The organism is Endothiovibrio diazotrophicus (assembly GCF_054657215.1).
In genome coordinates this window covers 15548-28360 of sequence record NZ_BAAHXB010000072.1, presented here as the reverse complement: position 1 = coordinate 28360, position 12813 = coordinate 15548, and the positions used below count along the sequence as shown (strand labels likewise).

Below are 12813 nucleotides of genomic sequence, written 5' to 3'. Positions count from 1 at the left end.
TCCTAGGCCGCGATGGCGCCATGTCCGTTCCTACCACTTGCCAAATCGAGGCGCCTCACTCCGTCGTGATCGCGGCCTAAGGGCCGCTCCTACAGTAAACAACGGCGCTAGCTATCGATCGCAACACGTAATTCAGACATCGCCAATTTAAAACCCGTGGCGGCCACCGCACGTCAAAGGATATACCGGCTCAGATCCTCGTCCATGGCCAGGTCGGCCAACTGCTCATCCACGTACGCGGCGTCGATGGTCACCTGCTGGCCGGAGCGGTCGGGGGCCTCGAAGGAGAGCCCTTCCAGCAGCCGCTCCATCACCGTGTGCAGCCGCCGGGCGCCGATGTTCTCGGTACGCTCGTTGACCTGGAAGGCCACCTCCGCCAGCCGCTCCAGCCCCTCATCGGTGAATTCGATCTCGAACCCCTCGGTCTTCAGCAGCGCGGCATACTGTTCGGTGAGCGAGGCGTCGGGCTCGCTCAGGATGCGCAGGAACTCCTTCACCCCCAGCGGCTCCAGCTCGACCCGGATCGGCAACCGTCCTTGCAGCTCCGGCACCAGATCCGAAGGCTTGGCCAGATGGAAAGCGCCGGAGGCGATGAAGAGGATGTGGTCGGTCTTCACCATGCCGTACTTGGTGCTCACCGTGGAGCCCTCCACCAGCGGCAGCAGGTCGCGCTGCACCCCCTCGCGGGAGACGTCGGTACCGCTGCCCCCCTCGGAACGCTTGGCCACCTTGTCCAGCTCATCGAGGAAGACGATGCCGTGCTGCTCCACCAACTCGACGGCGCGCACCTTGATCTCCTCCTCGTTGACCATCTTCGCCGCCTCTTCCTCGCGCAGCAGGCGCAGCGCCTCGGCCACCTTCAGCTTGCGCGACCTGGTGCGATTGGAGCCGAGATTCTGGAACAGCCCCTGGAGCTGGCTGGTCATCTCTTCCATGCCGGGGGGCGCCATGATCTCGACCCCGAGGGAGACACCGCTCACCTCCACCTCGATCTCCTTGTCGTCCAGCTCGCCGGCGCGGAGTTTCTGGCGGAACTTCTGGCGGGTGGAGGAGTCCTTCGGCTCCGCCTCCTCCTCCCAGTTGCTGGCGCGGGGCCGCGGCAGCAAGGCATCGAGCACCCGCTCCTCGGCGGCCTCCTCGGCCCGGTGACCCACCTTCTCCATCTCCGCCACCCGCACCATCTTCACCGCCGCATCGGCCAGATCGCGGATGATCGACTCCACGTCGCGCCCGACGTAGCCCACCTCGGTGAATTTGGTCGCCTCCACCTTGAGAAACGGTGCGCGGGCCAACTTCGCCAGCCGGCGGGCGATCTCGGTCTTGCCGACGCCGGTGGGGCCGATCATCAGGATGTTTTTCGGCGTGATCTCGTTGCGCAGCTTGGGATCCACCTGGGTGCGGCGCCACCGGTTGCGCAGCGCGATGGCCACGGCACGCTTGGCCGCCTCCTGGCCGATGATGTGCTTGTCCAGCTCCTGGACGATCTCGCGGGGGGTCATCTCAGTCATGGGAAACCTTTAAGGAAAAAAGGCCCGCAAATGAACGCGAATGAACGCAAATAAAAAAACAGATAGCACTAGGCGCTCTTCTGATCTCTCTTCATTCGCGTTCACTTGCGTTCCTTTGCGGACAAAAATCTTCACTCACACTCGAGCTCTTCGATGGTGAGGTTGTGGTTGGTGTAGACGCAGATGTCGGCGGCGATGTGCAATCCCTTCTCGACGATCTCGCGGGCCGGAAGTTCGGTGTTCTCCAGCAGCGCCCGGGCGGACGCCTGGGCAAAGGGGCCGCCGGAGCCGATCGCCATCAAGCTCTCCTCCGGCTCGATCACATCCCCGTTGCCGGAGATGATCAGCGACGCTTCGCGGTCGGCGACGCAGAGCAGCGCCTCAAGACGGCGCAGCATGCGATCGGTGCGCCAATCCTTCGCCAGCTCCACCGCCGCCCGGGTGAGGTTGCCGCTGTGTTTCTCCAGTTTCGCCTCGAAGCGTTCGAAGAGGGTGAAGGCATCGGCGGTGCCCCCGGCGAAACCGGCGATCACCCGACCGTTGTATAGGCGGCGCACCTTGCGGGCGTTGCCCTTCATCACGGTGTTGCCCATGGAGACCTGGCCGTCGCCACCGATCACCACCCGCCCGCCGCGGCGCACGGAGAGGATGGTGGTCCCACGATACTGTTCCAAGATTCCGTCTCCCGTGTGGAAAAAGGGGTCAATTTTACACCATCCGCCCCGAGTCGATAGAATCGCTCCACCAATCCCCCTCAATGGCGCTCACGATGCAGCTGCTGGACAAGATCCCCCTCGACATGCTGGCGGTGGCCGCCCTCGCCCTCGGCCTCGCCCCTTTCGTACCGGAACCCCACCTCTGGCAGAAGCTGAAGATGCTGGCCGACGGCAGCCTGAGCCGCCCCATCGACATCTTCGACCTCTTCCTCCACGGCGCGCCGGTGCTGCTGCTCGGGGCGAAACTGGGGCGGATCGCCTGGCTGAAGAGCCACCCGGAGTCAATGTGATGCCCTCCACCCGCAAATCGCCCGTCGGCGCCCTCCAGCGGCACCAGGACAAGACGCAGCGCGCAGGCAATGGCAACCCCCTGGCAAGCACCGCATCGCAGCTGTGGCGCCGCCGGGGGGCGCCCTCCGGACGTTTTGTGGGGGGAGGGCATCACCCATGAGCCGCCTCCGCCTGCTGGTGGTGGACGACGCCACCTTCATCCGCGACTTCATCCGCAAGGGAATTCGCTCCAAGTACCCGGACTTTCTCATCGACGAGGCGATCCACGGCAAACAGGCCCAGCAGTTCCTGGAAAAGGCCCACTACGACATCATCCTCTGCGACTGGGAGATGCCCGAGATGTCGGGCGAAGAACTGCTCCACTGGGTACGCACCCACCCGGAGATGAGCAAGACCCCATTCGTCATGGTCACCAGCCGCGGCGACCGCGAACACGTGGTGAAGGCGGTCCAGGCGGGGGTCGACAACTACGTGGTGAAACCCTTCACCATCGACGGGCTGCTGAGCAAAGTGGGCCAGGCACTGAAGAAGGCCGGCGTATCCACCCGCCCCACCAGGCAAGAGGGTCCCGCCTCCGACTCGGTGTCGATCCTCACCGGCGGCGCCAAAACGCCACCGAAACGCCCGATGGGCCACGCCGCCGGCTCGGTGGACGTGCTCACCGGCGGAGCGAAAAGCGCCTCTCCCAGGCCCCAAGGAAAACCCCAGTCCCCCGCGGCCGACTCGGTCGCCATCCTCACCGGCGGCAAGCCGGCCGCGGTCCCCACCGCGTCCAAAGCACCGATGCCCACCGCCCAGCTGCGCTTCGCCGACCAGATGGTGCGCAGCGTGATCAAGGACATCAAGCTCGCCGGCCTGGAACTGGTCACCCGCCGCGAGGACCCGCTGCCCAACCTGCTGGAGCCGGTGGTGGTGGACATCGAGGCGAGTCAGGTCAACGAGACCCTGCGGATGAACGCCTTCGTCCACCGCATCCAGGCCAACCCGCCCAGCCAGCAGGCGACCCAATACCAACTCGGCGTCACCTTCGCCGACGACGATCCGATGAAGAATGAGAATCTGGCGCGGTTCATCACCACGTTGCGGGGCGGGTGAGACGAGGTGACATCCGAACCCGTCCTGGATGGTTCCATACGTCGCTTCTGTAGTTGCTCACGATGCCCCTTCACCCCTTGCTAATCCCGCTACAGGGAGGCGTCGCAACGTTCCAAGCCCCCGCGCCAATCCAGGATACGACGATCGGCGGTAACCAGCGTTGCTCCCGCCCCGAGGGCGGTGGCAACGATCAAACGGTCCGCAGGGTCACCATGGAATCCGCTCAATTCCGCCGCGACGATGCCCACTGAACCGTTAACCGGGGTCTCCCGCAGACCGGCTGCGAGCAGGTCGGATCGCCACTGCGCCACGCCCATTTGCAGTTCCAGCCGCCCTTTTGCGCGCAACATCGCCACCTCCCAGAAGCTGATGGCGGAAACGGTCAGCCGCTCCCCGACAAGCGCATCGTCGATCCGCCGCAAAGCCTCCACCCCCAGTCGCGGGCTTCCCTCGTCGAGCCAGATCAGGGCGTGGGTATCGAGCAGGATCACCCCTCCGCCTCCCACGCGTCTTCCACCGGCCCGACGACGTCTCCCCGACTGGCAATCCGCCCACGGTGGCGGCCGAATAGACTTTCCGGCGGGGTGCGCACCGGGACCAGCTTGCTCACCGGCACCCCGTTCTTGGTAATCACCACCTCCTCGCCACCACGGGCCACCTCGTCCATCAAAGCCAAACACTTCGCCTTGAATTCCGATGCCTTCAATGTCCGCATCACAACAAACTCCAAGTGACCATGGTCATGACTATAGACCGGAATACACATCCGGGCCAAGTGCAAGCCGCCCCCGCGAAACACCTCCCGTGCAACCCCGCCCAACGCCACTTCGGCCATCGTGGAATCACAAAAGAAAACGGCGCAGTCGCCCGCGCCGTTTCCCCTCTTCAACCTTTCAGTGGCGGCTGATTACACCAGCAGCGGCTCGCCCTCCGGCTCGGTGGGCGGGTTCTTCGACGCATGGCTCTTCACGTCCCCACGACGGCGACTGGCGTGCTCTTTCAATTGGCGCCGTGCCGCGTCGAAGGCGTCGCGGATGGAGACATAGAGGTCTTCGCGCGGCTCGCGCTTCACCACCAACTCCCCCCCCGGCACCGTGATGTCGAGGCGAACATTGAACAGTTTGCCCTTGTTCTGGTGATTGTGGGGGCTCTCGACCACCACACGGCAACCCATGATCTGATCGTGGAAGGTTTCCAGCTTCTGGGCCTTCTCACGGACGGCGCTCTCGATGGCTTCCGTCATGGGCATGTCGCGCGCTGTGATCTGCAGAGGAAGTTTCATACAGCACCTCCCGGTACTTTAGGTTTTCGGAAGTGAAGGCCAAGTATCCCCGGCCCATATAGACAGACACCGAAACGCCCGAGGCGGTTCCGGAGGGAACAAGCGGTTTCCACGGATAGTGAGAACGGGATATGTGGGTCTACGGATCAATCTTCTAATCATTGTTGCGTTCCCATTACAAACAGTAGCAGGGCGCAAAAAAAGATCCAGCCCCATGCCAGCGATTTGTTTATTAAGAACTTTTCAAGCAAACAGGCGAGCACAAGCCGCCGTCCCCCGTGGAGGGGGAGGCGATAAGCGTGGGGATAGCGTAGGCGAAATTCAGAAGAGCGGCTTGCTGACGTCCAGGGGGGGCGTCTCGCCGGTGAAGGTGACCCGGTCGCGCATCGCCGGGTTGAGGTGGACGGTACCGTTCTCCTCCACCACCATGGCGTAGCGGATCCCCATGGAGCGGGCGGTCTCCCACCACTTGTCGACGCCGGCCACCACCAGCGCGGTGGCGGCGGCGTCGGCCTCGGCGCCGTTGTCGTGGATCACCGTCACCGAGGTGATCCCCTGCACCGGCATGCCGGTGCGAGGGTCGAGGATGTGGGCGTAACGCACCCCCTTGTACTCGTTGTAGCGCTCGTAGTTGCCGGAGGTGAAGACGCTCTCGTCACCGGTCACCTCGATCGCCGCCAACACCCCCTTGCCCTGAGGATGACGCACGCCGACCCGCCAGGGACGGCCGTCCTTGCTGCCGATGGCGCGCAGGTCGCCGCCGGCGTTGACGATGGCGTTGCCGATTCCCATGGACTTCAGCGCCTCGATGGCGCGATCCACGGCATACCCCTTGGCGAATCCGCCCAAATCGAGCTGCACCGCCCGGTTGTGGGAGGTGACCACGTTGCCGTCGATAGTCAGGTCGTCCATGGTGGGATTGGCCGCCCGCCAGCGCTCGATCGCCTCGTTGGGCGGTGGCGGCTCCCCATGCGGGGGCTCGTCCTGATGGAATCCCCACAGCCCGATCAACCCGCCGATGGCCGGGTCGAACAGCCCGCCGCTGGCGCGGTAGAGGGCCTTGGACTGAACCAGCAGCGGCACCAGGGTGTCGGGAACGGCGTGCGGCTCACCGCGGGCGATGGCCGCATTGAGATCGGTCAGGGCCCCGGGCTTCCAGGCGTGCCACTCGTGGTGCTCCTTCTCGAAACTGCGGGCCAGGGTGGCGGCCGCTTCGCGGGCCTTCTCCTCCGGCGCTCCCCAGATGGTGAGATCCACCAGGGTACCGAAGATGTAGATCCGCTCCTGGTAGGGTTCCGGCGGCCGGGAGCAGCCGGCGACCAACAGCGCGAGGAGGAGAAAGAAAACGCCCCGCCATGAGGGGCGGGGCGCGTAGAACAACCGATGGAGAGGTGCAATCATCCGGCGCGGGGTCCTCGGTAGAGATCAACCGCCAAGGGTCTGCATCACCTGCGGAGAGACGCGGGAGTGTGCCATCAGGGCAACCCCTCCGCTGCTCCCGATCAGGTCGCTCACTTGACGGGCCGTTGCGCGAGCGGCCTCCGGGTCCTGGATACGCCCCGAGCCCGGCTCGGCCCGCAACTCCGCCTCCGCGGAAATGGAGATCCGATCCCCCTGGGAGCCCCGCGACTCCTCTTCGACCTTCGCCTGTTTGCCACCGTTGTCGGTGCGCTGACGTTGTGCGACGGCCTGTTCAAGAGCGACGTTTTTGATTTCCATGATGACAACCCGTAGATATCCGCTTCGTTACCGGAAGAGTAAAGCTTGACGCCCGACGCCGTCAAATCAGCGGCCCCGCTACGTCTCTAATAAGGAGTATAAGACAGGCCCGGGACCCCGCTCCTGGAAAATGACGAACGGCGCCGATGAAACGACGATCAGGAATGGGGTCCACCTTCCCCGCGAGAAGCCCCGGGGCATGGCACCCGCCCACCATCGCGAGCTTTGAGGGCTCGCGAGAGAATAACTTCCTGTGTTGGAGCGCCGATCTACTCCGCCCGGCGGCGTTGCGCAAAGGGTTGCATACAACGAGTATGCGCCCCTTTGCACGCCTTGCCGGACGGGCGTCTCGACGCCCCAACACAGGAAAGTCCGAGCCAACACCCGAAAAAAGCAATACCCGAAAAAAAGCGGGGCGTCCCCCAAGGGACGCCCCGCTTTTTTTTCGGGAGGGGGTTACTTGCCGGAGGCGGTGAACTCCGGATAGGCCTCCATACCGCACTCGGCCTGGTCGACGCCTTCCCACTCCTCCTCTTCGGAGACGCGCAGGCCCATGATCGCCTTGATCACGCCCCACACCACCAGGCTGGAGCCGAACACCCAGGCGAAGATGGTGACCAGACCGGTCAGCTGCGCCATCAGGGTCGCCTCGGGGTTGGAGAGCACCACCGCCAGCAGGCCCCACATGCCGACCACGCCATGCACCGAGATGGCACCGACCGGGTCGTCGATCTTCAGACGGTCGAGGGTGACCACGGCGAAGACCACCAGCACACCGCCGACCGCACCGATGATGGTGGCGAGCAGCGGGGTGGGGGTGAGCGGTTCGGCGGTGATCGCCACCAGGCCGGCCAGGGCACCGTTGAGCGCCATGGTCAGATCGGCCTTGCCGAACATCAGGCGGGCGGTGATCAGCGCAGCCACCAGACCACCGGCGGCGGCCATATTGGTGTTGACGAAGACCAGGGCGACCGCGTTGGCCTCGCCCACATCGGAGACCTTCAGCTCGGAACCGCCGTTGAAGCCGAACCAGCCGAGCCACAGGATGAACATGCCGAGGGTGGCCAGCGGCAGGTTGGCACCGGGGATGGCGTTGATCTCGCCGTTGGAGCCGTACTTGCCTTTACGCGCACCGAGCAGCAGGACACCGGCCAGGGCGGCGGCGGCACCACACAGGTGCACCACGCCGGAACCGGCGAAGTCGAGGAAGCCGAGACCATCGAGGAAACCGCCGCCCCACTTCCAGTAGCCCTGCATCGGGTAGATGAAGCCGGTCATCACCACCGCGAAGACGAGGAAGGCCCACAGCTTCATGCGCTCGGCCACCGCACCGGAGACGATCGACATGGCGGTGGCGACGAACACCACCTGGAAGAAGAAATCGGCCATCTTGGAATAGGTGGGAGCACCGTCGCCACCATCCAGCAGGGTCTTTAGCTCATGGTCACCGCCCAGCATGAAGGCGACGCCGGGGAACCAGCTGTTCACCGCACTGGCGGGGTACATGATGTTGTAACCCACTACCATGTACATGATGCAGGCGATGGCGAACAGCGCCGCATTCTTGGTCAGGATCTCGGTGGTGTTCTTGGCGCGCACCAGACCCGCTTCGAGCATCGCGAAGCCGGCAGCCATCCACATCACCAGGGCGCCGGACATCAACAGGTAGAAGGTGTCGAGGGCGTATTTCGTTTCGAGAATCGCGTTCATCGCTTCCATTGGGTACTGCCTCCGGAGGTTGGATTAAAGCGCTTCAGCGCCGGACTCGCCGGTGCGGATGCGGACGGTCTGTTCGAGGTCGTAGACGAAGATCTTGCCGTCACCGATCTTGCCGGTGCGCGCGGCGTTGGTAATCGCCTCGACCACCTGCTCCACCTGATCGGAGGAGACCGCGGCCTCGACCTTGATCTTGGGCAGGAAGTCCACCACGTACTCGGCGCCGCGATAGAGTTCGGTATGCCCCTTCTGGCGCCCGAAGCCCTTCACTTCGGTGACGGTGATGCCCTGGACGCCCACCTCGGACAACGCCTCGCGGACGTCGTCGAGCTTGAACGGCTTGACGATGGCAGTTACGAGTTTCATCGAAAAAATCCCCTTTAACGGCTGAATGAAAACCGGGTGGGACGATCGGTCGCGTTGTCTTGCACCGTGGCCACGGCCTGCACCCGATGCGCCCCTCGCGCCCTGACTTTTGCAGCTCCTGTGCCATTACAGATTTTTTACAACAAAACAATCTCTTACAAAGATTTCCCGTAAAGCCAGGGAACGCCACTGCACCACGTTGTTAGTAAAAGATAAAGAGACGCACCAAATCGGCGCACCCAAAAGACGCATCAAAAAAGGTGTTTACACGCCCACGGCAAGGCCTACCCCCTACCATCGCGTCGCCACCCTTCCCTTGAGCGTCTGCCGGAGAGTCGGGAGCGCGTAGGTCGGCGCTACCGCGCCGACGCGAACGGAGGCACCGCTCCCCATGCCTTCCTCCACACCTTCCGAATGGGACGCGCCGTTCGGAGAGGTCGTCGTCGCCGCAAGCCCGCTGCCTTCGTTCTTTTGAAGGGGGTGCTCCCCTCGGGAAGGTCGTCGTATCCGTAAGCCCGCTGCCTTCGTTCACGTCGGCGCGGTAGCGCCGACCTACGAATTCGTTCGCGATGGAGGATTGGCGCCGACCACCGCACGCAACCATTTAGCGCAGCACAAGAAAAAGGCGGGCGCCGAAGCGCCCACCTTTACCTACGACACGCAGGCCGATGGGATCAGAGGGTGTAGCCGCGCTCGTCGTGCAGCGCGATATCCAGGCCCTCGACCTCCTGCTCCTCGGTCACCCGCAGACCGACGACGACGTCGATCACCTTGAGCAGGATGAAGCTCGCCACGGCGGTATAGATCACGGTGGCCAGCACGCCGATGAACTGCGCGCCCACCTGTTGGCCGATGCTCACCCCGTCGGCCAGACCTGCGCCGCCGAGGCTGGCGTCGGCGAAGACGCCGGTGAGGATGGCGCCGATGATGCCGCCGACCGCATGCACGCCGAAGGCATCCAGCGAGTCGTCGTAGCCCAGGGCGCGCTTTAGGCGGGTGGCGCCAAGGAAGCAGCCGACGCCCGCCGCGGCACCGATCACCAGCGCGCCCATCGGGCCGGCGGTACCGGAAGCCGGGGTGATGGCGACCAGGCCGGCCACCGCACCGGAGGCGATACCCAGCACGCTGGGCTTACCGTGGGAGATCCACTCGGCGAACATCCAGGCGAGCGCCGCCATGGCGGTGGCGATCTGGGTCACCAGCATCGCCATGCCGGCGGTGCCGTCGGCCGCCAGCTCGGAGCCGGCGTTGAAGCCGAACCAGCCCACCCACAGCATGGAGGCGCCGATCAGGGTGTAGGTCAGGTTGTGCGGAGGCATCGCGGTGGTCGGAAAGCCCTTGCGCTTGCCCAGCACGATCGCCGAGACCAGGCCGGCGATACCGGCGTTGATGTGCACCACGGTACCGCCGGCGAAGTCGAGCACCCCCTTGTCGGCGAGCCAGCCGCCACCCCACACCCAGTGGCAGATCGGGGCGTAGACCAGCAGCACCCACAGCCCCATGAACCAGAGCATCGCGGAGAACTTCATGCGCTCGGCGAAGGCACCGACGATCAGCGCCGGGGTGATGATCGCGAAGGTCATCTGGAAGGTGATGAAGACGGTCTCCGGGATGGTACCGCTGAGGCTGTCGATGCCGACGCCCTTCAGCAGGAAGTTGCCGAAGCCGCCCATCCAGGCGTTCATCCCGCCGCCGTCGGAGAAGGCGATGGAGTAACCGGCGACCATCCACAACACCGAGATCAGCGCGGTGATGGCGAAGCACTGCATCAGCACCGAGAGCACGTTCTTGGCACGCACCATGCCGCCGTAGAACATCGCCAGACCGGGGATGGTCATCAGCAGCACCAGGGCGGTGGCGGTGAGCATCCAGGCGGTATCACCGGCGCTCAGGGTCGGCGCATCGTCGGCAAGCGCCAGGGTGGGCAGCGCGAGCAGCGCCGCGGAGGAGAGGCCACGCAGGAGTTTGGACTTCGAAATAGGCATTGACGGGTTCCTCCGTTGGATTAGAGCGCCTCCGCACCGGACTCGCCGGTGCGGATACGAACGGTCTGCTCGAGGTTGTAGACGAAGATCTTGCCGTCACCGATCTTGCCGGTGCGCGCGGCGCTGGTGATCGCCTCGACCACCCGCTCCACCTGATCGGCCGCCACCGCCGCCTCCACCTTGATCTTGGGGAGGAAGTCCACCACGTACTCCGCACCACGATAGAGCTCGGTATGGCCCTTCTGCCGCCCGAACCCCTTCACCTCGGTGACGGTGATGCCCTGCACGCCCACCTCGGACAACGCCTCGCGGACGTCGTCCAATTTGAACGGTTTGATAATCGCGCTTACCAGCTTCATTCCGGTTCCTCCAAATGGCCACTAGATGCAAACCTTGCGCACGCCCCGAATCGGGTCACCCGACCGGCGAGTCGCCGCGGCCCAGCGCACTGCATCAAACAGACCAACCGAGTTAACCGCATGTAACAGAAGGAAAATAAAAAACGTATATGGATGGAAACAGGAAATCTATCGCACCACAACACACCGCCGTGGGAAACCGATCGACCCGCACCGCACCAAACAGGTGCAAACACCCCTCAAAAAGAGATAAAAATCAGGGTATTCCCCACCCGTAATTCGAACTTCCGCGTAGACGAAATATCCGTTACAGTAGCTTGTCCGTCGAGGGCAAGTATAAGATATTTCTAATATTTCTGGAGGCAAAGCGTATGGCTCACGTAGTAATCCTGGGATGCGGCACCGGTGGGATGCCGGCGGCTTATGAAATGAAGCATGCCCTCGGCCGCAAGCACGAAGTGACCGTCGTCCACTACACCGATATCTTCCAGTTCGTCCCCTCCAACCCCTGGGTGGCGGTGGGCTGGCGGACCCGCAAGGACATCACCTTCCCGATTGCTCCGCGGCTGAAGAAGAAGGGGATCAACTTCATCCCGGTGCCCTGCACCGAGATCAAACCCGACGACAACCAGTTGGTGCTCTCCGACGGCCAGGTGGTCGACTACGACTACCTGATCATCGCCACCGGCCCGAAGCTCGCCTTCGAAGAGGTGGAGGGCACCGGTCCGAAGGGGCACACCCACTCGGTCTGCACCGTCGACCACGCCGAGGCCGCCTACGAGCGCTGGCAGGAGTTCGTCAAGGAGCCCGGCCCGATCGTCGTCGGCGCGGTGCAGGGCGCGTCGTGTTTCGGCCCCGCCTACGAATTCGCGTTCATCATGGACGCCGACCTGCGCAAGCGGAAGATTCGCAACAAGGTGCCGATGACCTTCGTCACCTCCGAACCCTACATCGGCCACCTCGGCCTGGGCGGCGTCGGCGACTCCAAGGGCATGCTGGAGTCCGACCTGCGCCACCGCCACATGAACTGGATCTGCAACGCCAAGGTGACCAAGGTCGAGGCGGGCAAGATGTTCGTCGACGAGCACAACAGCGCCGGCGAGGTGATCAAGCAGCACGAACTGCCCTTCGGCTTCTCGATGATGCTGCCCGCCTTCAAGGGCCAGGACGCGGTCGCCGCCCTCGGCGACGATCTGTGCAACCCGCGCGGCTTCGTCAAGGTCGACCAGTACCAGCGCAACCCCAAGTGGAACAACATCTACTCGGTGGGCGTGTGCATCGCCATCCCGCCGGTGGAGGCCACCCCGGTGGCCACCGGCACGCCGAAGACCGGCTACATGATCGAGTCGATGGTCACCGCCACGGTGCATAACATCAAGAACGTGATCGACGGCAAGGAACCCGACCAGAACGCCACCTGGAACGCCATCTGCCTGGCCGACATGGGCGACACCGGCGCCGCCTTCGTCGCCCTACCGCAAATCCCGCCGCGCAACGTCGCCTGGTTCAAGAAGGGCAAGTGGGTCCACCTGGCCAAGATCGCCTTCGAGAAGTACTTCATCCGCAAGATGAAGACCGGCAACTCCGAGCCGCTGTACGAGAAGCACATCCTCGGCGTGCTGGGCATCAAGAAGCTCATTCGCTGAAATTCGCTAAGGCGAATTTCAGTATTGGGATTGTGAAAAAGGGCCGTCCCTTGCGGGACGGCCCCTTTTTTTTGCGTGCCGATTCGGGGACTTCCGGATTCAACGGGGTTGCCAGACTCCCGGGAATCGT

At 63.9% G+C, this 12813-nt stretch carries 14 protein-coding genes; 3 read left to right on the top strand and 11 right to left on the bottom strand.

Annotation, left to right across the window (positions count from 1 at the left end; genetic code table 11):
- Positions 1-173 precede the first annotated feature (173 nt).
- Together hslU and hslV are read right to left on the bottom strand one after the other, a co-directional pair.
- Positions 174-1508, bottom strand: coding sequence for an ATP-dependent protease ATPase subunit HslU (gene hslU, locus ACYQ2W_RS16785; RefSeq protein WP_459869532.1), 1335 nt, complete (start codon positions 1506-1508; stop codon positions 174-176).
- Positions 1509-1639: 131 nt separating this feature from the next.
- Positions 1640-2182, bottom strand: coding sequence for an ATP-dependent protease subunit HslV (gene hslV, locus ACYQ2W_RS16780; RefSeq protein ID WP_459869529.1), 543 nt, complete (start codon positions 2180-2182; stop codon positions 1640-1642).
- A gap of 95 nt (positions 2183-2277) precedes the next feature.
- On the opposite strand from hslV, the gene ACYQ2W_RS16775 reads away from it, so the two are divergent.
- Both ACYQ2W_RS16775 and ACYQ2W_RS16770 read left to right on the top strand, forming a co-directional pair.
- Complete coding sequence (locus tag ACYQ2W_RS16775; protein ID WP_459869526.1) at positions 2278-2514, top strand: RND transporter; 237 nt, start codon at positions 2278-2280, stop codon at positions 2512-2514.
- 157 nt (positions 2515-2671) lie between these two features.
- Positions 2672-3610, top strand: coding sequence for a response regulator (locus tag ACYQ2W_RS16770; protein ID WP_459869523.1), 939 nt, complete (start codon positions 2672-2674; stop codon positions 3608-3610).
- 89 nt (positions 3611-3699) lie between these two features.
- Here ACYQ2W_RS16770 and ACYQ2W_RS16765 read toward each other — a convergent pair whose 3' ends face one another.
- The 9 genes from ACYQ2W_RS16765 to ACYQ2W_RS16725 all read right to left on the bottom strand — a co-directional run bounded on the left by ACYQ2W_RS16765 (position 3700) and on the right by ACYQ2W_RS16725 (position 11037).
- The gene (locus ACYQ2W_RS16765; protein WP_459869521.1) at positions 3700-4101 is read right to left on the bottom strand and encodes a type II toxin-antitoxin system VapC family toxin; all 402 of its coding nucleotides are present in this window, start codon (positions 4099-4101) and stop codon (positions 3700-3702) included.
- A complete protein-coding gene (locus ACYQ2W_RS16760; RefSeq protein WP_459869519.1) occupies positions 4098-4325 on the bottom strand; it encodes a type II toxin-antitoxin system Phd/YefM family antitoxin in 228 nt (75 codons plus the stop codon). Before ACYQ2W_RS16760 ends, ACYQ2W_RS16765 begins: the two co-directional genes overlap by 4 nt.
- A 192-nt stretch (positions 4326-4517) precedes the next feature.
- On the bottom strand, positions 4518-4892 hold the full coding sequence (gene hpf, locus ACYQ2W_RS16755; RefSeq protein WP_459869517.1) for a ribosome hibernation-promoting factor, HPF/YfiA family: 375 nt from the start codon (positions 4890-4892) through the stop codon (positions 4518-4520).
- Between the two features lie 321 nt (positions 4893-5213).
- Positions 5214-6293, bottom strand: a complete 1080-nt coding sequence (locus ACYQ2W_RS16750) for an FAD:protein FMN transferase (protein ID WP_459869515.1) — start codon at positions 6291-6293, stop codon at positions 5214-5216.
- 24 nt (positions 6294-6317) lie between these two features.
- Positions 6318-6611 carry a hypothetical protein gene (locus ACYQ2W_RS16745; protein ID WP_459869513.1) on the bottom strand — a complete coding sequence of 98 codons (294 nt, stop codon included), beginning with the start codon at positions 6609-6611 and terminating at the stop codon, positions 6318-6320.
- A gap of 456 nt (positions 6612-7067) precedes the next feature.
- Positions 7068-8321 (bottom strand): ammonium transporter, encoded by a 1254-nt coding sequence (locus ACYQ2W_RS16740; RefSeq protein ID WP_459869535.1) that lies wholly within the window; start codon positions 8319-8321, stop codon positions 7068-7070.
- 33 nt (positions 8322-8354) lie between these two features.
- Positions 8355-8693, bottom strand: a complete 339-nt coding sequence (gene glnK, locus ACYQ2W_RS16735) for a P-II family nitrogen regulator (protein WP_459869511.1) — start codon at positions 8691-8693, stop codon at positions 8355-8357.
- A gap of 674 nt (positions 8694-9367) precedes the next feature.
- The gene (locus ACYQ2W_RS16730) at positions 9368-10678 is read right to left on the bottom strand and encodes an ammonium transporter (protein WP_459869509.1); all 1311 of its coding nucleotides are present in this window, start codon (positions 10676-10678) and stop codon (positions 9368-9370) included.
- Positions 10679-10698: 20 nt separating this feature from the next.
- The gene (locus tag ACYQ2W_RS16725; protein ID WP_459869507.1) at positions 10699-11037 is read right to left on the bottom strand and encodes a P-II family nitrogen regulator; all 339 of its coding nucleotides are present in this window, start codon (positions 11035-11037) and stop codon (positions 10699-10701) included.
- Between the two features lie 371 nt (positions 11038-11408).
- Here ACYQ2W_RS16725 and ACYQ2W_RS16720 point away from each other — a divergent pair, with 371 nt between their 5' ends.
- Positions 11409-12683, top strand: coding sequence for an NAD(P)/FAD-dependent oxidoreductase (locus ACYQ2W_RS16720; RefSeq protein WP_459869505.1), 1275 nt, complete (start codon positions 11409-11411; stop codon positions 12681-12683).
- Positions 12684-12813: the final 130 nt, after the last annotated feature.